This window comes from Pseudoalteromonas sp. (assembly GCF_036960685.1).
Classification (GTDB): domain Bacteria; phylum Pseudomonadota; class Gammaproteobacteria; order Enterobacterales; family Alteromonadaceae; genus Pseudoalteromonas.
The window spans coordinates 168,426-193,531 of the sequence record NZ_JBALXK010000003.1 but is presented as its reverse complement, the minus strand read 5'-3'; the positions used below and the strand labels follow the sequence as shown (position 1 = coordinate 193,531).

Here is a 25,106-nt window from a genome sequence, read left to right as displayed (position 1 = left end):
CATTTAACCATTTAACCATTTAACCATTTAACCATTTAACCATTTAACCATTTAACCATTTAACCATTTAACCATTTAACCATTTAATAATTGCACCTAACATCTAGTATGTAAACAATTGAGTTATCACTATTTTCCGTAACAATTAAAACATAGAAAGCCATCAACTAAAAAAGCGAGCCTAATTTGGCTCGCTTTTCTACTTACAACTTATCGCTTAAAACTTACAGCTGCCCTACTCCGGCTCATACCCCAAATTAGGAGACAACCATCTTTCCGCTTCTTCTAGCGTCATGTTGGTACGTTTAGCGTAATCTTCAACCTGATCCTTTTGTACTGCTGCTACAGCGTAGTATTTAGCCTCAGGGTGAGAGAAGTACCAGCCTGATACCGCGGCGCCTGGCCACATGGCGTATGAGCTGGTGAGCTGCATGCCAATGCGCTTTTCAGTATCAAGCAGCTGCCAGATTTTTTTCTTCTCAGTGTGCTCTGGACACGCAGGGTAACCTGGCGCTGGGCGAATACCTTGATAGTTTTCACGAATAAGATCTTCATTCGCGAGGTTTTCGTCTGGGGCAAAACCCCAATATTTTTTACGCACTTGTTCGTGCAAATACTCAGCAAAGGCTTCGGCGAGTCTATCGGCGACCGCTTTAACCATAATTTTATTATAGTCATCTTGCTGTGCATCGAACGCATCGGCGAGATCATCTTCCTCAAGACCGCCGGTTACCGCAAATGCACCAAAGTAATCAGGTGTCCCTTTCGGGGCGATGTAATCTGCTAAGCAGTAGTTAGCAAAGTCGGTTTTTTCTGTTTGCTGACGTAAGTGGCACGACGTAGTTAATAGTTCAGCGCGAGTTTCGTCTGTGTATATTTCAATATCGTCACCCACACGGTTAGCAGGGAATAAACCAATTACGCCAAGCGGTTGCAAACTGCCAGACTTTTCAAGATCGTCTAACATCTCATTGGCATCTTTAAACAAGCTTTGCGCCTGCTCGCCAACCACTTCATCGGTCATGATACGTGGGTATTTACCCGCGATTGACCAGGTCATAAAGTATGGCGTCCAGTCTATGTATTGTCGTAAAGTGGCAATCGAGACATTTTTAAACTCTGTCACGCCCAGCTTTTTCGGCACCGGTGGGGTGTAATTATCCCAATCAAGTTGTGCAGCATTGTCGCGGGCACGTTGAATAGTCACCGGTTTTGAGCGTGGTTTTTTGCGTGCTTGCTGCTCGCGTACTTTTACGTATTCAGCGCTGGTTTTTGCTAAAAATTCAGCTTTATGCTCTTTCGATAATAAGTTAGAGACCACGCCTACGGCGCGACTGGCGTTATTTACATACACCACGCCTTTGTCATATTGCGGTTCAATTTTAACGGCGGTATGGGCTTTTGAGGTAGTCGCACCACCAATCAATAATGGCAACTCAAAACCACGGCGTTTCATTTCTTTGGCAACGTGTACCATTTCATCAAGCGAAGGAGTAATAAGTCCTGACAAACCAATAATATCAGCTTTTTCATCAATGGCAGTTTGCAAAATTTTATCAGCAGGCACCATTACGCCTAAATCGATAACTTCATAGTTATTACATTGCAGTACGACGCCAACAATATTTTTACCAATATCATGTACGTCACCTTTAACGGTGGCCATCACGATTTTACCGTTAGTAGCCCCTTCTTCTTTTTCAGCTTCAATATAAGGGTCTAGGTAGGCCACTGCGCGCTTCATCACTCGCGCCGATTTAACCACTTGCGGTAAAAACATTTTACCCGCGCCAAATAAATCCCCTACCACGTTCATGCCGTCCATTAATGGCCCTTCAATCACATGAATAGGTTTATCGGCAGCAGCGCGGCACTCTTCGGTGTCTTCATCGATAAAGGTGGTAATGCCTTTAACCAATGCGTGCTCTAAGCGTTTTTCAACTGGCCAAGTACGCCATTCTAAATCTTCAACTCGCTCAGCTTGTGCCATGCCAGAGTATTTTGGTGCCAACTCAACTAAGCGTTCACCTGCACCTGGGTCGGTATTTAAAATAACGTCTTCAACTGCTTTTCTAAGCTCTGCTGGTATATCGTCATACACAGCGAGTTGCCCGGCATTAACAATACCCATATCCATGCCCGCTTGAATGGCATGATATAAAAATACTGAGTGAGTGGCCTCTCGCACAGGGTTATTACCACGGAACGAGAACGATACATTTGACACCCCGCCCGACACTTTACAGTGTGGCAAGTTTTGCTTAATACGGCGCGTGCCTTCAATAAATTCAACGGCGTAATTGTCGTGCTCTTCAATACCAGTGGCAACCGCAAAGATATTCGGGTCAAAAATAATGTCTTCTGGCGGAAAGCCTATTTCATCAACCAAAATGCGGTAACTGCGCTCACAAATTTCAAACTTGCGATCGGCTGTATCTGCTTGGCCGTCGGTATCAAATGCCATAACCACTGCAGCGGCGCCAAAGCGTTTAATAATTTTAGCTTGGCGAATAAATGGCTCTTCACCTTCTTTTAGCGAGATAGAGTTAACAATTGCCTTGCCTTGAATACACTTTAAGCCCGCTTCAATCACTTCCCATTTTGAGGAGTCGACCATGATGGGTACTTTAGAAATATCAGGTTCTGAAGCAATCAAATTTAAAAATTTAACCATCGCCGCTTTTGAGTCCAACATGGCTTCATCCATATTGATATCAATCACTTGTGCGCCGTTTTCTACTTGTTCGCGAGCAACGTTAAGGGCGGTCTCGTAATCTTCTTCCATGATCAAACGCTTGAACATGGCTGAGCCGGTCACATTGGTACGTTCGCCGACGTTGGTAAATACTGCTATTTTTTGTGTCATCTCGGCTACCTTAATTTAAATTACACGCTTCTAGACCTGATAAGCGCATACGCACTTCAAGCTCTGGCAATGGCCGAGGTTCAACCCCTTCAAGCCCTTTCGCAAAAGCCCTAATGTGTGCAGGTGTAGTACCACAACAACCGCCAACAATATTGATAAAACCTGACTTACCCCAATCGATAATTTCTTGTGCCATTTCTGGTGCTTCTAAGTCATATTCACCAAACTCGTTAGGTAAACCAGCATTGGGATGAACTGATACAAAGGTTTCGCAAACCCGTGATAGCTCTTCAACATATTGGCGCAGTAGATCTGGACCAAGCGCGCAATTTAAACCAATTGAAATCGGCTTAATATGACGAATCGAATTATAAAATGCTTCGGTGGTTTGCCCTGACAATGTTCGCCCGGATGCATCGGTTATGGTGCCAGAAATCATCACAGGTAACTTGCGACCGGCTTGCTCAAATGCTTCTTCAACCGCGAATGAAGCCGCTTTTGCATTAAGCGTATCAAAAATTGTTTCTATCAAAATTAAATCAACACCACCTTCCATTAACGCAAGGGTTGATTCAACATACGCTGTGACTAACTTATCAAAGGTGACATTGCGATAACCGGGGTCGTTCACATCCGGTGAGATTGAACAGGTTTTTGAGGTTGGCCCTAAAACTCCTGCAACATAACGTGGTTTTGCTGGATTTTTAGCGGTAAATTCATCACAAATACTACGCGCTAATTTAGCAGACTCTAAGTTTACTTCACGGCTGATGCTGGCCATGTCGTAATCTTCCATGGAAATCGTGGTCGAGTTAAAGGTATTGGTTTCAATAATGTCGGCACCGGCATTTAAAAAGCCGCGGTGAATATCGGCAATAATTTTTGGCTGCGTAAGGCTCAGTAAATCATTATTGCCTTTAATAAGTACATGCCAATCTTTAAAGCGTTCGCCGCGGTAATCTTGTTCTTCTAATTTATGCTCTTGGATCATAGTACCCATGGCACCATCCAAGATTAAAATACGCTGTTTGAGTGCGTCAATTATCTCAACACTTTTGTTTTCTAAATTATTCGGCATAGTTGTTAGTCCTTACGGCTTGGCTAACTAAATTAATATCATACGGTGTGGTTTGATACACATAATAATTTAACCAGTTCGAAAAAAGCAAAAAGGCATGACTTTGCCAAGTTTTCGACGGTTCGTTATCTGGGTTATTATCTGGAAAGTAGTTTTCAGGCAATGGCGCATCGGGGCCTTTTTCTAAATCGCGCTGATACTCGCCTTTTAAAGTGTCTGCATCATACTCGGGGTGACCGGTAATATACACTTGGCTGCCGGATTTATTTTTTATTAAGTAAGCACCTACTTGCTCTGATCCTGCCAGTACTACTAAGTCATCACAGGCGTTAATTTTTTCAATATCAATATGGCCATAACGCGAGTGCGGTACTACAAAGGTGTCGTCAAAACCACGGGTTAATGCGCCATGTTCAAAATAACATTTGTGGGTAAATACGCCGCAGAGTTTATTTCCTTTTAATTCACGCTTTAAATTATGGTGGTGGAATAAACCCGCGTGGGCCGCCCAACACGAAAATAATGTTGAGGTTACATGCTGCTCTGCCCAATCTAAAATTACCTTGAGTTCATCCCAGTAGGCTACATCGTCATATTCTAAATGCGCTAATGGTGCGCCAGTAATAAGTAATGCATCGTAGTTGTTGTCTTTCACTTCAGAGAAATAACGGTAAAAGGTGTCTAAATGCTGCTCTGAGTTGCTACTGCTGCGATGAGTATCTAAACGTAATAGCTCAACATTCACTTGCAAGGGTGAATTAGCGAGCAAGCGAATAAATTGCACCTCGGTCTCTACCTTATTAGGCATTAAGTTTAAAATCGCCAAGCGCATCGGGCGGATCTCTTGGCTTTTAGCGCGGCTTTTTGGCATTACGAACACGTTTTCTTGACGTAACTTCGCAATTGCAGGCAATTCATCTTTAACGGTAATAGGCATACTCATCTCCAAGGCATATTTAACCAATGGCTAATTATGAACGGATAGCTGGAAATTTCAACCTCTAGATGTTTAGATGTCTAAATGAGCTTTAAGATAGAAACGAAATTGAAAGAAGCGCTTAGAATTATTGAGTTATATTTGTTTTGATATTTTTTAATTGCGCTACTAAAGTCAGTAGCGCATGCGGTTTTAAAAACGATAATTAACAGATAAATTAAGTGCGTTAATATCGCCTTGATCAGCATTAAAATATTGATATTCTGCACTCACTTGCCAGCGTTGGCTCAACATATAATCAACCCCAGTTCCGAAAGTTACCCCACCTTCATCATAATTTTGCTCTGTAATAAGTGTAGTTTGTGTATCTGTACCAATTACTGCTTCTGCAAATTTTCTTAAGTCGCCGCCATCGTAACTTAATTTGTTTCTGCCATACCCCCCAAATAAAAACACATCAACTTTAGGTGAAATTGGGTAGTTAGCTTTTACAAAAATGCTCGTTTGTAAATTGAGTCCAGAATCAACTTGGCCTCGGATAAATTCTGATGTAAGCGAACCATCCTGTTGGTTTTGAGTATAAACAAACCCGTTTAGCGGCGTTGCCTCTTTATTTAATCCAAAGCCTACACGCCCTTCTAATGCAAAGTATCGTGAAAACTGATAACCAAAACGACCGTAAAATGTGGTAAATTGAACGCTATTACTCTCATACACATCAACTTGTGTTGAGCCTATCCCTACACCTTGATAAAAACCGTTCACATAGAGTATTTCTGCATTGCTCGAAACAGAGTAACCACACAAAATGATCGAAGTAAGGCACGTAAACAATTTTAATTTCATAATCATTCCTTTTATTATCTAGAGAAATTAACCATCCCTACAAGCTTCCTTATTAGATGAATATAAAAACTCTTTCAATATTTAATTTTAAGCATTACACAAAGTGAATAATAAAATTACTCCTGTATATAATAAAGTAACTCCAAAACTATAATAAACTCAAATTTAGAAGTGATAGTTTATTTTGAAATTGATAGCCTCAGTCTCGCTATGGTCTTGATCAAAGTACTGATATTCAATTGCAATCTGCCAATTTTTTGTCAAAAAATATTGCCCCCCAAATCCGGCAGCTAAACCCGACTCACTAAAATCAGCATTTAACCGTGGTGGATAAAATATTCCTTCTGCATCATAAATACCTCGAATCTTATAGCTACTATAGTAGTAACCTGCACTAGCAAAAAAAGAAACAGCGTCGAATAAAGGGTAAATAGCTTTTAAAGCAACTCCATATTGACTATTTAACTTGGCTTCATTCCTAAAACTAGTATAATCAGTACTATCATCAAATGAGAAAAAGTGTTCTTTTGATTCATCGTTATCAATAGCGAAACCAGCTCTTCCTTCAATGCTAAAATTCGGATGAAATTGATATCCTATAATTGGACTCACGACTAGAAAATCGTAATCATCAGTAAAACCTTTATCTCCATGTTTAAGAGTTTGATTGCCCACAGCCCCTCCTGAATACAGGTGCTTAGAGTTTAATTGGCCATAAGCCGATGTAGATAACACTGCTAGAATAGTTATTATTAAATAGATGAGTTTCTGCATTGTAATTTCCTTTTCAAAACAATTGTTAACACTATGCAACCATTTTAACATCCAAACAACAAGCCAATACAATATAAAACAACTTACTACACTTTCTTACAACCCACTTGACTTTGAAAAGCTACGCCATTCGTTGACTGTTTCACCTTTGAGCCACTACAATACAACATTGAAATTTTTATTATTATTTGAAGGCTCCTTCCATGGTTTTACCTGATAAGTTTATTTTCTCGATGAGTCGAGTATCTAAGGTTGTGCCACCTAAGCGCACTATCTTAAAAGATATCTCTTTGCATTTTTTTCCTGGCGCTAAAATTGGTGTACTTGGTTTAAACGGCTCTGGTAAATCGACATTACTGCGCATTATGGCCGGTCTTGATCAAGAGTTTGAAGGTGAGGCGTTTCCTCAACCAGGCACTAAAATTGGTTACTTACCACAAGAGCCGATCTTAGATGAAAGTAAAACAGTTCGTGAAACAGTGGAAGAAGCCGTTAGCGAAGTTAAAAACGCATTAAATCGTCTTGACGAAGTGTATAACGAATACGCGATGGACGGTGCTGACTTTGACGCACTTGCCAAAGAGCAAGGCGAGCTTGAAGCAATTATTCAAGCCCACGACGGTCATAACATCGACAACGTATTAGAACGCGCCGCAGATGCCCTGCGTTTACCTGAATGGGATGCTAAAATTGAATTCCTATCCGGTGGTGAGCGCCGCCGTGTCGCTATCTGCCGCTTATTGCTTGAAAAACCAGATATGCTTATTCTTGATGAACCGACTAACCACTTGGATGCAGAATCAGTTGCATGGTTAGAACGCTTCTTACATGATTATGAAGGCACTGTTGTGGCGGTAACCCATGACCGTTACTTCCTTGATAATGTTGCAGGTTGGATCTTAGAGCTTGACCGTGGTGAAGGTATTCCATGGGAAGGTAACTACTCTTCTTGGCTTGAGCAAAAAGATGCGCGTCTGCAGCAAGAGCAAAAATCTGAAAAAGCGCGTCAAAAATCAATTGCACAAGAGCTTGAGTGGGTACGTTCAAACCAAAAAGGCCGTCAAGCTAAGTCAAAAGCGCGTATGTCGCAATTTACTGAAATGCAGCAGTCTGATTATCAAAAACGTAATGAAACCAATGAGCTATTCATTCCACCTGGTCCACGTTTAGGGGATCAAGTTATCGAAGTTAAAAACTTGAAGAAGAGCTTTGGCGATCGCGTGTTAATTGATGATTTAAGCTTTACCGTACCTAAAGGTGCGATTGTTGGCATTATTGGTGCCAATGGTGCGGGTAAATCAACACTGTTTAAAATGCTCAGCGGTGAAGATAAGCAAGACAGCGGCGAAATTAGCTTAGGTGAAACGGTTGAACTAGCAACAGTTGATCAGTTCCGTGGCAATATGGATGACAGCAACACTGTTTTCCAAGAAATTTCAAACGGTCAAGATGTGCTGAAAATTGGTAACTTTGAATTCCCAAGCCGCGCGTATGTTAGTCGCTTTAACTTCAAAGGGAACGATCAGCAAAAATTTGTTAAAGACCTCTCTGGTGGTGAGCGTAACCGTTTACACTTAGCAAAACTATTAAAAGCCGGTGGTAACGTTATCCTGCTGGATGAGCCAACCAATGATTTGGACGTGGAAACATTACGTGCCCTTGAAAATGCGATTTTAGAATTCCCTGGCTGTGTTATGTGTATCTCGCATGACCGTTGGTTCCTAGACCGTATTGCTACACATATTCTTGATTACCGTGACGAAGGCCAAATTAACTTCTTCGATGGTAACTACACTGAATATGAAGAGTGGCTTAAAAAGACCTTAGGTTCTGCGGCCACACAACCTAAGCGTATTAAGTACAAAAAGATAGGTTAAGTTCTAGGTTCTAAATATCTTTCAAGCCCTGCATTTATGCGGGGCTTTTTATTTTTGAAAGAAATAAACGCTTACGCCTTTCTAGTTAAGTACCTTCACTTTACAAAAAAGTCATCATGAAATACTTATTCGCACTGATTTTAGTGAGCACGAGCTTATTAAGTTTCGCCGCTGAGCCGCAACAAATAACCAAGCTACCTGCTTTTACCTTAACTATGGCCGACGGTAGTCAGATCAAAACAGATGATTTAATTGGCAAACCGTATATTTTACATTTTTGGGCGACGTGGTGTCCGTACTGTAAAAAACTACAACCGGGACTTGATAAAATCCACCAACAATATAAACAATATGGGTTACAAGTTATTGCAGTGAGTTTTCGTGAAGACGAAGACGCTAACCCTGCGCAATCGCTAATTGAGCGCGGTCATAATTTTAAAACGGCCATAAAAGCCGATGCAATTGCAACCCAACTTGGCATTCGTGGTACACCGACTACTTTATTTATCAATAGACAGGGCCAACTTAGCTGGGCTACCACCACTTCGGATCCAAATGATCCTAGTTTGCTCGAACATGCAGCTAAACTTGCTACAAGCGAGTAAAAAACACGCTATACTCAAGCTAATGCAATTAAAAGGAGTAATTATGGAAAACCGTCGACATTACACGCGTATTTTATTTTCAACCCCTGCGCATTTGACCAATAATACCCATAGTTATCCGTGCCAATTGCTTGATATATCATTAAATGGTGCGTTAATTAGCCGCAGTGATGACTTTGATTTTGCAAAAAACAGCAATGCTATTTTGGCTTTTAAACTACCACAAAGCGATATTATCATCGCGATGACAGTGACTATTTGCCATATCGAGCAGCAACATATTGGCTTAAAGTGCACTCATATCGATATTGATAGTATTACCCATTTAAAACGCTTAATTGAATTGAACCTCGCAGATGATGATTTGCTACACCGTGAGCTTGAGTGTTTGATCCATTGAATGAGCAAGTAACTGGATTGCAGTTATCCAGTAGGTTACCCTAGGCACAAATTAATAAAATAATCTCCCTATGGCGCTAAATCCACATCTACCACTGGTTTACCATCCCAACTATTCGTTTAACTTTGACCCTAACCACCGGTTTGTTATGAGTAAGTTTGCTAATTTATACAAGCAAGTCAAAGCGCTGGGATTAATTAATAACAACCTTATCACACCAACATTAGGAACTGCAGAGCCACTTAAAATAGTGCATTGCGAGAGCTACATTGATGATTTATGGCATAATCAGTTAGATGAAAAAGCCATGCGACGTATTGGCTTACCTTGGTCTGAGCAGCTAATAGCGCGTACTTTTACCGCCCCATTGGGCACCCTACAAACCGCCCGTTTAGCCCTTGAACACAGTGTTGCTTGCCATTTAGCTGGCGGTACACACCATGCTCACAGCGACTTTGGCTCAGGTTATTGTATGGTCAACGATCTCGCCTTTACTGCGCAAACGCTGATTCAATCAGGCGAAGTAACCAATGTATTAGTTTTTGACTTAGACGTACACCAAGGCGATGGCACCGCCGCCATGTTGCAACACCAACCTTATGCATATACTTGCTCGATTCATTGTGAAAAGAACTTTCCATTTCGTAAATCAGCCAGCGATCTCGACATTGGTTTAGCCAACAATATGCAAGACGATGAATACTTAGGTATTGTTGATGATACCTTGAGTTTTCTACTCAAAGAACTCAACCCTGATTTAGTGCTTTATGATGCTGGTGTCGATATTTGGCAACAAGATGGCCTAGGCAAACTTGATATTAGTTGGCAAGGCATTGAAAAACGAGATCACTTGGTTCTTAAACGCTGCCTTGAAAGCAATACACCAGTGGCAACCGTAATTGGCGGAGGGTATGACAGAGATCACCTGCGCTTAGCAAAACGCCACGCCATTGTTGTAGAGCAAGCTGCGCGTTTTTAAGCTGAGTATAAAACTGCTAAAACAGTATTTTTGACTACACTTTAAATTCATACCTTTATTGAGATCATTATGCGACTGTTGTTTATTATGTTACTTGCATTTATGTCGAGTATTGCCACTGCCGAAGAGGAAGCAGGAAAAGAAGAACTTCCCCCTATCAACCCAGCTTACGAAGCCGAGCATGCCATGATCCTCGTTAATCAAGGCCCACGTATTTTTGCTGCGAATTTACCTACCTATAAGCTACCTCACGATGTGCAGTTGGTTTATAAGATTGAAAACCCTGATGTGGCATTTTTAAATGTAGTCAGAGGTGCTGAGCTGGTAACCATCAAGCCCAAGCCTTTTAATATTCAACGTTTAATGCGCGGCGAAGAACTCACAATCACAGCCGACGTGTATGAAGGTGATTATAGAAATGGCGGTAGTTTAATTTATGAAAATAGAACAATTGTTTTCAATAAACTACTTTACGCACGCGAGCTTAATGAGTTAAGCCCAGCATCAAAATGGCAGCAATACGACATGATCATGCTCAATGAAAATGAACGTATTTATATCCATCAAATCACCCAAACACCGAGCTTTAACCATCTTATTTACGTCGATCTAACCAGTGCCTGTTTGCAAAAGTTCTCAACTACCCAGTTGGTCCCGAGTGTGGGTGAGCTCACCTATAAATTTGTCAATTGCGGCACCTTAAAGCCGCTCTATTTTGATAGTGAAAGCTATCAGTAACTTTTCTATAGTAATAAAAATCAGATTTAATAAAGCTGATTGATAATAATACCTAAACCTTGCTGCATTTCCTCGCTCGATTGCCCTGCAAAACCAAGCCGGGCATAGCTATAGTTTATAGGTTTTAAGCTACGTACTGAGTTGGCAAAGTAAAACTCGGCTTCGGTTTGCAAGTAAACACTTTGCTTTGCTAATTGTGCTTTTAAATGCTGAGTGTCTTTATTTAAGTTTACCCACATTGCCATGCCGCCGTCGGGCTTTTTATATTCAATTGGGTAGCCTGATGCTTGCAACTGCGTTAGATAATCATCCATCGCTTCATAGCGCTGTTTATACAGTTTGGTCATACGCTTTAAATGGCGTTCAAAGCCGCCCTCTTTCATCCAGTGTGCGACAGCTAATTGCATGACTACATCGTTCTTATGGTTCATCAGCTGCTTCCAGGCGGTTAATTGTGCTAATACTTCAGGCGCTGCGCAGATATAACCGATTCGAGCGGCTGAGAACATAATCTTTGAAAATGTCGATAGGTAAATAACAATGCCTGCGGGGTCATCGGCGGCCATAGGTTGTAATGGCTGACAGCGATAATGAAATTCATGATCGTAGTCATCTTCGATGATCATCACGTTCTGGGCATAACACAGCTGATAAATTTGCAAACGCCGGGTTGGCGATAAGGTCACGGTCGTTGGGTATTGGTGCAGCGGCGTTAAGTACAACATTTTAATTGGATAACATTCCAGTTGAGCTTTTAAATCATCAACACATAAGCCATCTTCATCCTGCTTAATATCGATAAGCTGCGCACCACACGCTGCAAATGCTTGCCTTGCCGGCGGGTAACCTAATGTTTCTACTGCGACAAAATCATCTTGTTTTATAAACGCTTTTGCGATTAAAAACAGTGCTTCTTGCGAGCCATTGCAAACCAATACGTCGCTTACGTTTAAATTACGCGCTTTGTATAAATACTCGCAAATATGCGCTTTTAATTGCTCGTTACCACTGACTTGCCCATAATGCAGTTGATTGATATCTAAATGATTACAGACATGACTAACGGAACGTTTAAATTCTTTTTGCGGGAAACTGGCAAGATCCGGTAAACCACCAGCAAAATTATATTTGTACGCAGTTAAATCCATTCCAGCAGCAGGCACAGCCAATATTTTTGCAAATTGATAGGGGTTTGCTTTAAGTGTTGGTGTGCTCAAAGTATTGATACTACTTTCGATCGGTAAAGACTTTGTGACCTTATAACCTGAGCGCTCTTGTGACTCAAGCCAACCTTCCGCGACTAATAATTGCAGTGCATTCATCACCGTATGTCGATTAAGCTGATAAATGTCAGCCATCGTTCTCGCTGAGCTTAGCTTGCTTCCAGGCGCAAGTTTGCCTTGCATTATGGCTCTGCGGAGTGTGCTGGCTAGTTGCAAATATTTAGCGGGCTGTGACTCATGAAATTGAATATCTAATGGCTGCACTTTAGCTCCTGCAATAGCAAACTGGTCTAGTTAAAAATATAAAACTGGTTGTTTATTACTAACCAAAGCAGCGTACCTTTGTTATTCATAAATAGCAAAGTATAGGCTTTATCATGTTTACAAAACACATTCATCAAACCAATAAGTTGGCTCTAGAGCCACTGACACAAAGCCATCTAGAGCAGCTGCATCAAGCAGGCCAAGATCCACAAATATGGCGTTGGGTGTTAATGAATTACACTCAAACCCGTGCAACGCTCGATGATTGGTTTATCAATACGGCACAATTTAATGCCGAACAACAAATCGTCTACGCCATCATGGATAAAGCAAGTAGCCAAGTTCTTGGCACCACACGGTTGTTTAGATTAGATAAACAAAATCGCAGCGCCGAGATTGGCCACACATTTATTGCTAAGCAGTGGCAACGTAGTTTTGTAAATACCCATGCAAAATACTTGCTACTGCAATATGCGTTCGATGAATTAGGCTTAGTGCGTATTGCTTTTAATACCCATGAACAAAACCAAAAATCGCGTAATGCTATTGCACGCCTTGGCGCCCGCTTCGAAGGCATTAGTTATAAAGACAGATTACTTGCTGATGGCTCATATCGAAACACCGCCCAGTTCAGTATTATTGATGAGCAATGGCCGGCAATAAAGTCGCAGTTAGAAGGAAAGCTATAATGTACCCAGCGAGGCATTTTCAACAACATGATAATAAGCAATTACAACAGTTAGTAAATAGCTATCCACTGGCGACTATTTTAATGCCAAATACACAAAGCCAACTGAATGATATATGCCGCGTGCCGTTATTATATGACTCAACTCGCGAGATTTTTATCGGCCATGTAGCTAAATACAACCCACTATCATTGCTTGATGGTCAATCAGTGAACTTACTATTTAGTGGCGATGATTGTTATTTGCCGCCCGCTCACGCAGAAAATAAAATCCTACCTAGCTGGCTTTATTCGAGTGTCTATGTGACAACTGAAGTGCGTATTGTTAAAGACCAACACCACAAAGAGCTGATCATGAAACGGCTAACCGATCACTTTGAGCAACACTTTACCCAACCTGATACAACTAAATGGCAACTTGATGAAGTCCCCGTACAGCATCGCCATGCAATGTACCAACAATTAAGCTTTATTGAATTTATTCCTAGTCACTGGCGTGGCAATTTTAAACTTAGTCAAAACAAGCCTGCTGAAATACGTGCAGCCATAAAGCAAAGTTTAATGTTAGCGGGGAAACTCAATATTGCTGAGTTAATCAATTAGCGATGCTACAAAAAAGAAAAAAGGCTCCTCGGAGATCTTAGAGCCTTTGGTTAACTTTGGAATTAACTCGGTTTAGTAATTAGTTAAATGCAAGCAGATGCGGTGCAATATTTTGATAATCAACTGCCATAGCAATGCTCAAAGCAGTAATATTAAGGATTGAAAACGCAAACACTTGCCGCGCCCAACCACTAATATCAATGTTACGTCGATAACCTCTTAGCGCCATTAACAACCACCAAAAGCTAGTGGTGCAAGCAACGGCTAAAAACGCCATACCGGTATAACCGCCAATGGTTAATAACATCACTACTAACGCATATATGGCAATATACAAAACAATATGGTGCTTTGCTTTATCAATACCGTGCGCTACTGGCAGCACTGGAATACGTGCGGCTTGGTAGTCTTTATAGCGAAAAATAGCAATCGCGTATGAATGTGGCATTTGCCATAAACTAAACATTACCAATAAAATCAATGCACCAATATCAAACTGTGCCGTCACGGCGCAATAACCAACGACTGGCGGTACAGCACCAGATAAGCTGCCTACAAATGTGCCATATACTGAGCGACGCTTCATATATAAGCTATAAACACCCACGTAAATAACATAACCAAACACAGCAAAAAACACTGCAATCCAGTTAGTAAAAATCACTAGTAGAGCAAAACCTAATACGCCAAGTGCTGTACCATGTAGCAAAGCAGTCTTGGCAGACATTTCGCCCGTTACAGTTACCCGTGTTCGCGTGCGCGCCATGCGAATATCAATATCACGGTCAATCACGTTATTGATTACGCAGCCAGAGGCTACTACCAGCGATAAACCAACTAATGTAGCAAGCATTAGCCAGCCATCAATATCACCACGCGAAGCAAGTAAAAAACCACCCGCAACCGAGATCACATTGCCCATAATAATACCGGGTTTAGTGACCTTTAAATAACGACGAAACATCTGCTGTCCCCTATTCTTTGCTTTTAACAATGTACTAGCTGGGGCTAGTACATCATCATGGCGTTCGATTCGTAGATGATCCACACCGACAGCCCTACCACCATCACGATGATCAGCGCACTGAAGATGAACGATAACGAACTGGCTTTACCGTCTTCGGTAGTAAAGTTCAGGTGCAAAAAGTATTTTAAGTGCACCCAAATTTGCACAATGGCCATCACCACAACACAGGCAAAGGTTGTTGGCTTTGATAAAGTGCCGCTCATTACCGCCCAAAATGGAATCGCCGTCAGTACAATTGATAAAACAAAACCAATTAAATAGTCTTTAACACTGCCATGTGAAGCATCACTATGGCCTTGTACGTGCAGTTCATCTAATACATGTGATTCACTATGACTCATTACATCACCCCCATTAAGTAAACAACGGTAAATACGCAAATCCACACCACATCTAAAAAGTGCCAGAACAAACTTAAACAACTTAAACGGGTGACAGTGGCTGGGTTTAAACCACGACGTGATACTTCAATCATCATCGTCGCCATCCAAATTAGGCCAGCGGTAACGTGCAGGCCATGCAAACCCACTAACGAGAAGAAAGAGGTTAAAAATGCGCTGCGCTGCGGGCCATTACCATGAGCAATTAAATGATGAAACTCATAGACTTCCATGGAGATAAACACCACGCCAAAAGCAAAAGTAATAGCCAACCAAATTAATGTAGCGGCCTTTTTCTGCGCATGGGCAGAGATCATCGCAAAACCAAAGGTGATACTACTCAGTAGTAACGCGGCGGTTTCGACCGCAACAAAGTCCAGTTCAAAAATATCTTTGCCAGATACGCCACCGGCAGTGTTCATATAAAGCACAGCGTAGGTTGCAAAAAATGAGGCAAATAACAAGCAGTCGGTCATTAGATAAAGCCAAAAACCAAATACCGTGTCACCACCAGTATCATGATGCTCGTGAGCATGGGCATCATGATTGATGAGATTCATATCAGCAGGGATCGAACTCATGCGCTGAACTCCTTACCTTGGTTAAATGTTGTGGCACTGGCATTATGTGCACTTTCAATTTCAAGAATTTCTTCTGGTTGCACGTAGTAATCAACATCGCTGGTGTAACAGCGTTTAAAGAATACTGCGGCTCCAGCAATAACACCGACAATTGCCAACCACCAAATATGCCAGATCATGGCAAAACAGAATGTGGTAAAACAGGCACTCATCATCACCCCTGCCGCGGTATTTTTTGGCATATGGATAGGCGCGTAACTCGATTTTTGCTGATACGCTTGGCCTTTCTCTTTCATATCAGTCCAAGTATCGATATCGTTTACATGCGGTATCGTAGCGAAGTTATAGTATTGTGGCGGTGACGATGTTGACCACTCAAGCGTGTGACCATTCCACGGATCGCCAGTTGTATCTTTTAGTGCTTCACGGTTTTTAAAGCTGACAATAAGCTGCACAACTTGGAATAAGATACCGAACATAATGATCACTGCACCAACAAAAGCAATGTACAACCAAATATTCCAATCTGGATTATTTGTGTGGTTTAAGCGACGCGTCATACCTAAGAAACCAAGTACGTATAACGGCATAAATGCAACAAAGAAACCAATTAACCAACACCAGAAAGACGCCTTGCCCCAACCTTCGTGAAGTTTAAAGCCCATTGCTTTAGGGAACCAAAATGCAAAACCAGCTAAGTAACCAAATACCGCACCACCGATGATAGTGTTATGGAAATGTGCAATTAGGAATAGGCTGTTGTGTAATACATAATCAGCACCCGGAATTGCCAGTAGTACCCCTGTCATCCCGCCTATGGTAAAGGTGACCATAAAGCCAAGTGTCCAAAGCACAGGAACTGAGATACGTAAACGACCACGGTAAATAGTAAATAACCAGTTAAACAATTTTACGCCGGTGGGCACCGCAATGACCATGGTCATTACGCCAAAGAAGGCGTTAACATTAGCACTAGACCCCATAGTGAAGAAGTGATGTAACCACACAACAAAGCCTAAGATAGAAATCGCGCCACTGGCATATACCATTGACTTATAACCAAATAAGCGTTTACCGGTAAAGGTAGAGATAACTTCAGAGAAAATACCAAACGCAGGTAAAATCAAGATATATACTTCAGGATGACCCCAAGCCCAGAACAGGTTGATGTACATCATGGCGTTACCGCCAGCTTCATTAGTAAAGAAATGGAAATCTAAATAACGGTCTAGGGTTAACATAGTCAACACTGCCGTTAAGATTGGGAATGATGCAGCAATTAAGATATTTGCCCATGTACATGTCCAGGTGAAAATAGGCATTTGCATTAAACGCATACCAGGGGCACGCATTTTAAACACAGTCACTAAAAAGTTTACCGCCGTTAATAGTGTACCAATACCTGATATTTGCAGCGCCCAAATATAATAATCGACCCCGACCCCAGGGCTGAAAGACATCTCCGATAGCGGCGGATACGCCACCCAACCTGTTTTCGCAAACTCACCACAGAACAATGAAATATTAATTAATATTGCACCACCTGCAGTTAACCAAAAACTTAAGTTATTTAAAAACGGAAATGCCACATCACGCGCACCAATTTGCAGCGGTAATACAATGTTCATTAAACCAATCATAAATGGCATTGCCATAAAGATGATCATGATCACCCCATGCGCGGTGAAGATTTGGTCATAATGCTCCGGCGGCAAATAGCCTGTTGCGCCACCTGTGGCTAACGCCAATTGTGCTCGCATCATAATGGCATCGGAGAAACCACGAAACAGCATGATCAAGGCAAGAATGATGTACATCACGCCTAAGCGCTTATGATCGATTGAGGTGATCCAGTCGTGCCATAGCACGCCCCATTTTTTATATTTTGTGACCAAAGCGGCAATCAATGCTGCTGCAATCACTACTACCGCCATTGTCACCATCAAAATAGGTTCATGGAACGGAATAGCATCTAATGTTAATTTTCCAAATAACGACATAATTATTCCTCACCCTCGCTGTGCATTGTGTGATTTGCATGGCCGCTATGCTCAGGCATTGCTTTGTGCATCTTGTTCATATCACCATGAGCCTGCATATATTTCATAACGATGGTGTGAAACAAGCCCTCTTCTACATCACCAAAATAGCTCACAGGGTTATTTTCACTCGGTTGCGCCAATGCATCATAATCCGCTTTAGAAAGCGTGTTTGGCTGGCTTTTCACCTTGTTTACCCAGCTATCAAAGTCAGCTTGTGTTGGCGTAGCGATGGCATTAAATTTCATCCCCGTAAAGCCTGCACCGCTGTAGTTAGCTGAAAAACCTTTAAACGTACCCGGTTCATTAGCAATTAAATGCAGTTTGGTTTCCATGCCCGCCATTGAGTAGATTTGACTACCCAGTTGTGGGATGAAAAATGAATTCATGGTGCTTTCTGAGGTGATTTTATATTCCACAGGCACATTGGCTGGGAAAACCAATTCGTTCACCGTCGCAATACCTTGCTCAGGATAAATAAATAACCATTTCCAATTCAGCGACACGACTTCAACAGTCAAGTGCTTGCCTTTGCCTTCAAGAGGTTTATAAGGGTCAAGCTGTTGCGTTGATTGCCAAGTGATAACACCCAATACAATCACTATCACAATAGGAATGGCCCAGACAGCGGCTTCAATTTTTCCTGAGTGAGCCCATTTTGGCGCATAAATTTGCTGATCTTGGCCATCGCGATATTTCCAGGCGAAGTACAAGGTCATAACAATGACGGGAATAACCACAATGAGCATTAGCACGGTGGAAATAATGATCAGATTTTTTTCATCTATCCCAATTTGCCCTTTAGGATCAAGCACCCCGCCTTTACAGCCAGTTAGTGCGAGCACAGTTGTGCCCAGAGCAATATTACAGAGGTTTCGAATTAACAAAGGACTATCCTACAACCTAAAATTTGACGTGTGCTGCCTTACCCAAGAATACCAATAGGTCAGAACAACGGTTTAAACTATTCCTAGTCTGGCTTAAACGTGTAGTAACAAATTTAAACACAAAGGAAATTTAATGGGGCGGCCGAATCGCAGACACACTGCGGCTAAGCATTATTAGTGAAGAAACAAAATTAGTAAGCGACTAATCCAGTCAAGCCATCAATAACGAGTAGCGTTCAACCGAATACAAGGGGTGGAGCACGACAGCCGTGAGCGCTGTGTACAACAAGTGATGTTTTAGGAGCACGAAAAGCAAAGGCTGCTTTACGTAAAATAACCCCAGCACGACGCGCTGGAAAAAAGTGAAAAATCAACCAACATAAACCAATTAACAACTGGCATGAAACAACGGGATACGCTAAAAAGCTCAATACATTAATTAAAGACGACTCTACAGCCCCTTCAGTTAATAAGCCCTTTAATTCTGTTGCATCTTCAACACTACCATTTACTAACATGGCTGAGTTAATTAATAAAATTACTAATGCAGAAAACAGTTCACGTCCGGCAAAAAGTGCACGCGCACGCAGCTGCCAACGTGTAAACGTTGTTTGCTGGGTTGCTTGTGGACAATTTTTTGAGTTCAAACGTACTTGCCTTAGAAATTTAATAACAAGCAAATAACAGCACTACGCTATTTTTTACTACGTTGATATGATTTACATCAATAAAGTTTCAGTAATTACTGAAATTTCGAGAGGATTATAACAAAGTCAACACAAGCTACAAGTGAAAAACCACCAAGTCGGCTAACTTTTTAGCTAAACTTGGCTTTTAGCCATAAAAAAAGCGCCTTAAGGCGCTTTATAAAAAAACATTGTGATAATTGTAAGTTAAAGAAAATAAAAACAGCCCAAGCTTAGTAACCACTAAACTTGAACCGCCTTTGACAACATCTTCACACACAATTATAAAGATTCGGTTCGTGTATTTTTCAATACATATTGTAGATTCACTGATGAACAATAAGTTCATCTAATCGCGTGGTAGTAAATAAAAGCAGTTCAAGCTCAGTTTAACTAAACTTGAACTGTCTTTTTGACAACATCTTCACACACAATTATAAAGATTCAGTTTTAGTGTAGTTCAGTACACGTTGTAAATTTGTTGACGAACAATCTGTTCATCTAATCATGTGGCAGTAAAATAAAAACAGTCCAAGCTTAGTAGCCACTAAACTTGAACCGCCTTTGACAACATCTTCACACACAATTATAAAGATTCTTTGTAAGCGGCTTGTTCATTTCGCTTCCTTGAAACTAAATTTAGTGTAATAGCTCAAAGCTTACAACTGATAAAAATAAATCCGATAGATGAAAAAAATTAACCCATAGACTTTAGTCTAAATTTCAGCCATAAAAATCAGCTAAATTGTACATAAAGCCATCTAAAAGTTGATTATTATTGTTTATAAACAAGTAATTAAAAATACATCCGATGAAACATCACATTTCGAAAAGCTGTACTTGTTTTAAATGAAAATAAATTTAGACCGATCCAGTTAAATATTATATTCTTATTGCATTTAAAAATAAGAATAACAGGATATCACTATGTTCCGTAAAATCATTCTACTTGGCTTAATTAGTTGCTCATTCACTTTAACTGCGGCCCCCATCGCAACACACTCTATTGATAGCTTAGACAAAACAGCGATTAAACAGGCTGATCTTGCACCTATACTTGATTCGCTTGCGAAGCACCGCGCTCTGGAGCGAAAAAACCTAGGAAAATCATTGTTAGGAAAACCCATTGATGCATTTTATATTGGCTCAGGCCCCATTAAAGTCATGATGTGGAGCCAAATGCATGGTGATGAGAATACTGCAAGCGCCGCATTAATGGATTTTTTAAGCTATACGCTCGCGGCTGAAAATGAGCAATGGCGTAAACGTTGGCAGGATAAGTTGTCACTGATGATCATTCCGATGGTCAATCCTGATGGTGCACAGCTACAAACCCGGTTTAATGCACAAGGGATCGATTTAAATCGCGATGCTAAAGCGCTACGCACGCCTGAAGGTCAATTATTAATGGCCGCGGCTAAGACATTTAAGCCTCAATTTGCATTTAATTTACATGACCAAAATGCCTATTACGGTGCAGGTGAAAAAGGCCTACCAGCAACTATCTCCGTCTTAGCTCCAGCTTATAATACACAGCGTGAGATCAATGAAAGCCGTGGCAATGCCATGAAATTGATTGCGCAATTAAGTCAACTCATCACGCAGCAAATACCTGGCCACCTAGCTAAATATAACGATAGTTATTCTTATCGTAGTTTTGGTGATACGTTTTCAGAAATGGGGATCAGCACTATACTCATCGAATCTGGGGCATATCCAAATGATCCACACCGCCAAGTAGCCCGCAAAATTAACCGTATGCTGTATGTCCAAATGATAGATGAGCTGGTATCTGGTAACTGGCAGCAGCAAAAAATCGCTACATATCAAGCGATCCCGTTCAATGCTAAGGATGCATGGGTCGATTTACTCATTGATGATGTCAACATAGTCAGCCCTCAAGGCAGCTATATCACAGACATTGCTATTAATGCCAAAGGCCATTACCCGCAAATTAATGAGCTGGGTGATATAAGCAGTATTCGCCAAGGATTTACTCAGTTAGATGCGCAAACGCTCAACTTTGATGCTGGCAAAGCTTACTTATTAACTAAACCATTAAACCTATCTGGCGATAAATATCGACAACTATTAAGCCAAGGGTACAGTTGTTTTTCAGGGGATATCACACTGCTTAACAACCAAAGTGACTGGATAAGCTATCATTGTGATAATGCACAATCAGCGCTACCTAAGCGACATGGTGCAGCCGCATTTATCTTACGAGAGCAAGGCACTGCAAAATATGCCGTTTTGGGGGAGCAATTAATCAAATTGTAAACAGGCACAAAAAAGCGCTAGTTCATCACTGGCGCTTTTTATGCTTATTAGTTTGCTAAAATGAGCTTATAAAATTTGGTTTTCTTTCCAAACTTGCTCTTTTTCCATACGCTTTTTACGCTTGTCGCATGGATCATCGCAATCACAGGCCTTATCAATACCTACAGAGCCTAAACCACCACAACTGCTGGCCATAGATTTCTTTTGTACCATCATGCCCACAGCCATCGCTGCGACTATTAAAAGCAATAAACCAAATGTAAGAAGAAAAAGTGACATTGCTTAGCCCCTATTGATCAGCAATAAAGTAATGCTTGGTGATAACCACCAAGCTGTGTGTATTATAAACGGCTTTGTGCTCGGCTACAAATAGGGTTTGAATGCAGGGCTCGAATAAGCCACTAAACCATCTGTTGATTTACCAATTAAGTAAACTGGTAGGTCATGTTTTTCAGCATAGGCCTTAGCTTTCTCCATACCCATTACCGTTAGCGCTGTAGCAAGGCCATCGGCAGTCATAGCTGATGGATGAAGCACTGTAACAGATACTAAATCGTGACGACTTGGCATGCCCGTGGCAGGATCAATTAAGTGGCTGTAAGTAACACCGTCCATTTCATAAAAAATACGATAATCACCTGAGGTAGCAATGCCGTTGTTACCTGGTGCTAATACTCTGTGTACTTTGCGAACACCTGGCTCTGCGTCCGGTTGTTCTATCGCAATGCGCCAATCTTGATCATTTGGTTTTTTACCCGCTACTCTCAGCTCGCCACCGATTTCAACCATATAATTAGCTAAATCGTGACTTTCTAATAACTCAGCCACTTTATCTATGCCATAGCCTTTTGCAGTAGCTGAAAACGACAACTCCAAACCATCGATTGTTTTTGCTAAACCTTGCTCAGTCAGTATTAATTTATCAACGCCAATTTGTGCAACCATCGCGGTTAGCTCTGCGTCAGTTGGACGTTTTGTTGGTTTTTTATCAGGGCCAAAACCCCATAAATCAATTAATGGGCCCATAGTTACATCAAGGGTTTTAGTTGATTTACCTAGTCGAATGGACTCACTAACAACTGCTCTAAAATCACTGCTGATTGGCATTACTTGTCCAGCAGATAGACGATTAAATGTATTGATCTCTGAATCCGGTATATAGGTCGACATTGATTGATTAATGTCTTTAAGAAGCTGTGTTATCTCTGGTAGTAAATTCAGTGAATCCAATTTTTCTTGATTGGCGAACACCTTTATATGGTAGGTAGTCCCCATCGTTTTACCTTCGAGATAAAGCTCTTGTGGTTCATCGCTCTGGCCACAACCACTAATGAGTAAAGTGAGGGTAAGGAAGAATAAGGCAATGATGCCTTGCGGGTGAAAAACTCTATTCATTGCAGCCTACTTAGTTAAGTTAATAATATAAAAAAGCCTCGTAACAATGATTGTTACGAGGCTAGCATTTTAACTAATTTTAATTAGTTTTGGTATTAACCACCGAAATCATCTAGTAAGATATTTTCGTCTTCAACACCTAAGTCTTTCAACATAGTGATAACCGCAGCGTTCATCATTGGAGGACCACACATGTAGAACTCACAATCTTCCGGTGCTTCGTGATCTTTAAGATAGTTCTCAAATAACACGTTATGGATAAAGCCAGTGTAGCCTTCCCAGTTATCTTCAGGTTGTGGATCTGAAAGCGCTGTATGCCATACAAAGTTGTCATTTTCAGCCGCTAGGCCGTCAAAATCTTCTACGTAGAACATTTCACGTTTAGAACGTGCACCATACCAGAAGCTCATCTTACGCTTAGAGTTTAAGCGCTTAAGTTGGTCAAAGATATGTGAACGCATTGGCGCCATACCAGCACCACCACCTACGAATACCATTTCAGCGTCAGTGTCTTTTGCGAAGAACTCACCAAATGGACCAGAGATAGTTACTTTATCACCTTCTTTAAGTGACCAAATGTACGATGACATTTTACCACATGGAAGGCTTAAGTCTCTTGGTGGCGGCGCAGCGATGCGCACGTTAAGCATAATGATGCCTTCTTCTTCTGGGTAGTTCGCCATTGAGTAAGCACGAATTGTTTCTTCGTCTACTTTAGACTCCAGCTTGAAGAAACCAAAATGGTTCCAATCGCCACGATACTCTTCTGGTACATCGAAATCAGCATATTTAACGTGGTGCGCAGGGGCTTCAATTTGAATATAACCACCGGCACGAAACGGTACTGACTCGCCATCAGGAATTTGTAGCTTAAGCTCTTTAATGAAGGTTGCTTTGTTATCGTTAGAGATAACTTCACAATCCCATTTTTTAACACCGAAAATTGACTCTTCAAGCTCAATTTCCATGTCGTTTTTAACATTTACCTGACACGCTAAACGACAGCCTTCACGGGCTTCACCTTTAGAGATGTGATCAAGTTCTGTTGGTAAGATATCGCCGCCACCTGAATGAATGTGTACACGACACTGACCACAAGAGCCACCGCCACCACATGCAGATGATACGAAGATACCTGACTCAGATAACGCGCCTAAAAGCTTGGTACCTGCTGATGTTGTAATGGCTTTATCTGGATCGCCATTTACGCCGATGATGATGTCACCGCTTGCAACTAGCTTAGATTTAGCACCAATGATGACTAAAACTAGCAGTACAACGATAGCGATGAAAACACCAACGCCTAAGAAAATCTCATAACTCATGATTTATCCTCGCTACCTATTAAAGTGAAATACCAGAGAATGACATAAAGCCAAGACCCATTAAACCAACAGTGATAAAGGTAATACCTAAACCACGTAGGCCATCTGGCACGTCTGAATATTTCATTTTCTCACGGATACCAGCAAGTAAAGTAATTGCCAGCGCCCAACCCACACCAGAACCGATACCATACACCACTGACTCAGTGAAGTTATAGTTACGTTCAACCATGAAAGATACCGCACCGAAGATTGCACAGTTAACTGTGATCAACGGAAGGAAGATACCTAACGCGTTATAAAGTGCTGGGAAGAACTTATCTAATGCCATTTCAAGAATTTGTACTAGTGCTGCAATAACACCGATAAAGGTCAAGAAACGTAAGAAGCTAAGATCCGCTTCAGGGTAACCAAGCCACTCAAGTGCACCAGGTGCAAGAACCGCATGATAAACCAAGTTGTTAACTGGTACTGAAATACCCAATACCACGATAACTGCCACACCTAGGCCGATAGATGTTGTTACTTTCTTTGATACTGCAAGGAAAGTACACATACCTAGGAAGAAGGCTAAAGCTAAGTTTTCAATGAAAACTGCTTTTACGAATAAACTAATATAATGTTCCAC

24 protein-coding genes are annotated in these 25,106 nt (G+C 41.3%); 8 read left to right on the top strand and 16 right to left on the bottom strand.

Translation table 11 applies throughout. The features are described from left to right. Window positions 1-235: 235 nt before the first annotated feature. The 5 genes from metH to V7783_RS04485 all read right to left on the bottom strand — a co-directional run bounded on the left by metH (window position 236) and on the right by V7783_RS04485 (window position 6,501). The gene (gene metH, locus V7783_RS04505; RefSeq protein WP_335677674.1) at window positions 236-2,866 is read right to left on the bottom strand and encodes a methionine synthase; all 2,631 of its coding nucleotides are present in this window, start codon (window positions 2,864-2,866) and stop codon (window positions 236-238) included. A gap of 10 nt (window positions 2,867-2,876) precedes the next feature. After that, window positions 2,877-3,944 (bottom strand): homocysteine S-methyltransferase family protein, encoded by a 1,068-nt coding sequence (locus V7783_RS04500; RefSeq protein WP_335677673.1) that lies wholly within the window; start codon window positions 3,942-3,944, stop codon window positions 2,877-2,879. Beyond that, window positions 3,934-4,881 carry a homoserine O-succinyltransferase gene (locus tag V7783_RS04495; protein WP_335677672.1) on the bottom strand — a complete coding sequence of 316 codons (948 nt, stop codon included), beginning with the start codon at window positions 4,879-4,881 and terminating at the stop codon, window positions 3,934-3,936. The genes V7783_RS04500 and V7783_RS04495 overlap by 11 nt, the downstream gene beginning before the upstream one ends. Window positions 4,882-5,073: 192 nt before the next feature. Beyond that, window positions 5,074-5,727: a porin family protein gene (locus V7783_RS04490; protein WP_335677671.1), complete on the bottom strand. Its 654-nt coding sequence runs from the start codon at window positions 5,725-5,727 to the stop codon at window positions 5,074-5,076. Between the two features lie 165 nt (window positions 5,728-5,892). After that, window positions 5,893-6,501: an outer membrane beta-barrel protein gene (locus tag V7783_RS04485; protein WP_335677670.1), complete on the bottom strand. Its 609-nt coding sequence runs from the start codon at window positions 6,499-6,501 to the stop codon at window positions 5,893-5,895. Window positions 6,502-6,704: 203 nt separating this feature from the next. Here V7783_RS04485 and ettA point away from each other — a divergent pair, with 203 nt between their 5' ends. The 5 genes from ettA to V7783_RS04460 all read left to right on the top strand — a co-directional run bounded on the left by ettA (window position 6,705) and on the right by V7783_RS04460 (window position 11,100). Continuing rightward, entirely contained in the window at window positions 6,705-8,378 is a 1,674-nt protein-coding gene (gene ettA, locus V7783_RS04480) for an energy-dependent translational throttle protein EttA (RefSeq protein WP_182784781.1), read from the top strand. A gap of 116 nt (window positions 8,379-8,494) precedes the next feature. Beyond that, complete coding sequence (locus V7783_RS04475) at window positions 8,495-8,983, top strand: TlpA disulfide reductase family protein (protein WP_335677669.1); 489 nt, start codon at window positions 8,495-8,497, stop codon at window positions 8,981-8,983. Window positions 8,984-9,026: 43 nt separating this feature from the next. After that, window positions 9,027-9,383, top strand: a complete 357-nt coding sequence (locus V7783_RS04470) for a PilZ domain-containing protein (protein ID WP_182784785.1) — start codon at window positions 9,027-9,029, stop codon at window positions 9,381-9,383. 70 nt (window positions 9,384-9,453) lie between these two features. Continuing rightward, a complete protein-coding gene (locus V7783_RS04465) occupies window positions 9,454-10,362 on the top strand; it encodes a histone deacetylase family protein (protein ID WP_335677668.1) in 909 nt (302 codons plus the stop codon). 69 nt (window positions 10,363-10,431) lie between these two features. Continuing rightward, entirely contained in the window at window positions 10,432-11,100 is a 669-nt protein-coding gene (locus V7783_RS04460; RefSeq protein WP_335677667.1) for a hypothetical protein, read from the top strand. Window positions 11,101-11,126: 26 nt separating this feature from the next. Here V7783_RS04460 and pdxR read toward each other — a convergent pair whose 3' ends face one another. Next, a complete protein-coding gene (pdxR, locus tag V7783_RS04455; RefSeq protein WP_335677666.1) occupies window positions 11,127-12,587 on the bottom strand; it encodes a MocR-like pyridoxine biosynthesis transcription factor PdxR in 1,461 nt (486 codons plus the stop codon). Window positions 12,588-12,700: 113 nt separating this feature from the next. On the opposite strand from pdxR, the gene V7783_RS04450 reads away from it, so the two are divergent. Beyond that, window positions 12,701-13,276: a GNAT family N-acetyltransferase gene (locus V7783_RS04450; RefSeq protein ID WP_335677665.1), complete on the top strand. Its 576-nt coding sequence runs from the start codon at window positions 12,701-12,703 to the stop codon at window positions 13,274-13,276. Continuing rightward, window positions 13,276-13,878: an FMN-binding negative transcriptional regulator gene (locus V7783_RS04445; RefSeq protein ID WP_182768367.1), complete on the top strand. Its 603-nt coding sequence runs from the start codon at window positions 13,276-13,278 to the stop codon at window positions 13,876-13,878. The genes V7783_RS04450 and V7783_RS04445 overlap by 1 nt, the downstream gene beginning before the upstream one ends. A gap of 79 nt (window positions 13,879-13,957) precedes the next feature. Here V7783_RS04445 and cyoE read toward each other — a convergent pair whose 3' ends face one another. The 6 genes from cyoE to V7783_RS04415 all read right to left on the bottom strand — a co-directional run bounded on the left by cyoE (window position 13,958) and on the right by V7783_RS04415 (window position 19,439). Then, window positions 13,958-14,842, bottom strand: a complete 885-nt coding sequence (gene cyoE, locus V7783_RS04440; protein ID WP_064665626.1) for a heme o synthase — start codon at window positions 14,840-14,842, stop codon at window positions 13,958-13,960. Between the two features lie 44 nt (window positions 14,843-14,886). Beyond that, window positions 14,887-15,246: a cytochrome o ubiquinol oxidase subunit IV gene (gene cyoD, locus V7783_RS04435; RefSeq protein ID WP_182784795.1), complete on the bottom strand. Its 360-nt coding sequence runs from the start codon at window positions 15,244-15,246 to the stop codon at window positions 14,887-14,889. Further along, entirely contained in the window at window positions 15,246-15,866 is a 621-nt protein-coding gene (gene cyoC / locus V7783_RS04430; protein ID WP_335677664.1) for a cytochrome o ubiquinol oxidase subunit III, read from the bottom strand. The genes cyoD and cyoC overlap by 1 nt, the downstream gene beginning before the upstream one ends. Further along, window positions 15,863-17,866 carry a cytochrome o ubiquinol oxidase subunit I gene (gene cyoB / locus V7783_RS04425; RefSeq protein ID WP_335677663.1) on the bottom strand — a complete coding sequence of 668 codons (2,004 nt, stop codon included), beginning with the start codon at window positions 17,864-17,866 and terminating at the stop codon, window positions 15,863-15,865. Before cyoB ends, cyoC begins: the two co-directional genes overlap by 4 nt. Before the next feature lie 2 nt (window positions 17,867-17,868). Then, a complete protein-coding gene (gene cyoA, locus V7783_RS04420; protein ID WP_335677662.1) occupies window positions 17,869-18,792 on the bottom strand; it encodes a ubiquinol oxidase subunit II in 924 nt (307 codons plus the stop codon). Between the two features lie 236 nt (window positions 18,793-19,028). Continuing rightward, complete coding sequence (locus V7783_RS04415; RefSeq protein ID WP_182784803.1) at window positions 19,029-19,439, bottom strand: hypothetical protein; 411 nt, start codon at window positions 19,437-19,439, stop codon at window positions 19,029-19,031. Between the two features lie 966 nt (window positions 19,440-20,405). Here V7783_RS04415 and V7783_RS04410 point away from each other — a divergent pair. Next, on the top strand, window positions 20,406-21,758 hold the full coding sequence (locus V7783_RS04410; protein WP_335677661.1) for a M14 family metallopeptidase: 1,353 nt from the start codon (window positions 20,406-20,408) through the stop codon (window positions 21,756-21,758). Between the two features lie 66 nt (window positions 21,759-21,824). Here the strand turns inward: V7783_RS04410 and nqrM are convergent, their stop codons facing one another. From nqrM to nqrE, 4 genes are all read right to left on the bottom strand, one after another. Continuing rightward, window positions 21,825-22,037 carry a (Na+)-NQR maturation NqrM gene (nqrM, locus tag V7783_RS04405; protein ID WP_064665619.1) on the bottom strand — a complete coding sequence of 71 codons (213 nt, stop codon included), beginning with the start codon at window positions 22,035-22,037 and terminating at the stop codon, window positions 21,825-21,827. Window positions 22,038-22,121: 84 nt separating this feature from the next. Next, window positions 22,122-23,153: an FAD:protein FMN transferase gene (locus V7783_RS04400; protein WP_335677660.1), complete on the bottom strand. Its 1,032-nt coding sequence runs from the start codon at window positions 23,151-23,153 to the stop codon at window positions 22,122-22,124. 95 nt (window positions 23,154-23,248) lie between these two features. Then, entirely contained in the window at window positions 23,249-24,478 is a 1,230-nt protein-coding gene (nqrF, locus tag V7783_RS04395; protein ID WP_335677659.1) for an NADH:ubiquinone reductase (Na(+)-transporting) subunit F, read from the bottom strand. Between the two features lie 19 nt (window positions 24,479-24,497). Continuing rightward, entirely contained in the window at window positions 24,498-25,106 is a 609-nt protein-coding gene (nqrE, locus tag V7783_RS04390; protein ID WP_054205555.1) for an NADH:ubiquinone reductase (Na(+)-transporting) subunit E, read from the bottom strand.

Bases quoted from the DNA above. Each gene is read 5' to 3' on its own strand.
- metH (WP_335677674.1), bottom strand. From the start codon at position 2,866: ATGACACAAAAAATAGCAGTATTTACCAACGTCGGCGAACGTACCAAT.
- V7783_RS04500 (WP_335677673.1), bottom strand. From the start codon at position 3,944: ATGCCGAATAATTTAGAAAACAAAAGTGTTGAGATAATTGACGCACTC.
- V7783_RS04495 (WP_335677672.1), bottom strand. From the start codon at position 4,881: ATGCCTATTACCGTTAAAGATGAATTGCCTGCAATTGCGAAGTTACGT.
- V7783_RS04490 (WP_335677671.1), bottom strand. From the start codon at position 5,727: ATGAAATTAAAATTGTTTACGTGCCTTACTTCGATCATTTTGTGTGGT.
- V7783_RS04485 (WP_335677670.1), bottom strand. From the start codon at position 6,501: ATGCAGAAACTCATCTATTTAATAATAACTATTCTAGCAGTGTTATCT.
- ettA (WP_182784781.1), top strand. From the start codon at position 6,705: ATGGTTTTACCTGATAAGTTTATTTTCTCGATGAGTCGAGTATCTAAG.
- V7783_RS04475 (WP_335677669.1), top strand. From the start codon at position 8,495: ATGAAATACTTATTCGCACTGATTTTAGTGAGCACGAGCTTATTAAGT.
- V7783_RS04470 (WP_182784785.1), top strand. From the start codon at position 9,027: ATGGAAAACCGTCGACATTACACGCGTATTTTATTTTCAACCCCTGCG.
- V7783_RS04465 (WP_335677668.1), top strand. From the start codon at position 9,454: ATGGCGCTAAATCCACATCTACCACTGGTTTACCATCCCAACTATTCG.
- V7783_RS04460 (WP_335677667.1), top strand. From the start codon at position 10,432: ATGCGACTGTTGTTTATTATGTTACTTGCATTTATGTCGAGTATTGCC.
- V7783_RS04450 (WP_335677665.1), top strand. From the start codon at position 12,701: ATGTTTACAAAACACATTCATCAAACCAATAAGTTGGCTCTAGAGCCA.
- V7783_RS04445 (WP_182768367.1), top strand. From the start codon at position 13,276: ATGTACCCAGCGAGGCATTTTCAACAACATGATAATAAGCAATTACAA.
- cyoE (WP_064665626.1), bottom strand. From the start codon at position 14,842: ATGTTTCGTCGTTATTTAAAGGTCACTAAACCCGGTATTATTATGGGC.
- cyoD (WP_182784795.1), bottom strand. From the start codon at position 15,246: ATGAGTCATAGTGAATCACATGTATTAGATGAACTGCACGTACAAGGC.
- cyoC (WP_335677664.1), bottom strand. From the start codon at position 15,866: ATGAGTTCGATCCCTGCTGATATGAATCTCATCAATCATGATGCCCAT.
- cyoB (WP_335677663.1), bottom strand. From the start codon at position 17,866: ATGTCGTTATTTGGAAAATTAACATTAGATGCTATTCCGTTCCATGAA.
- V7783_RS04410 (WP_335677661.1), top strand. From the start codon at position 20,406: ATGTTCCGTAAAATCATTCTACTTGGCTTAATTAGTTGCTCATTCACT.
- nqrM (WP_064665619.1), bottom strand. From the start codon at position 22,037: ATGTCACTTTTTCTTCTTACATTTGGTTTATTGCTTTTAATAGTCGCA.
- V7783_RS04400 (WP_335677660.1), bottom strand. From the start codon at position 23,153: ATGAATAGAGTTTTTCACCCGCAAGGCATCATTGCCTTATTCTTCCTT.
- nqrF (WP_335677659.1), bottom strand. From the start codon at position 24,478: ATGAGTTATGAGATTTTCTTAGGCGTTGGTGTTTTCATCGCTATCGTT.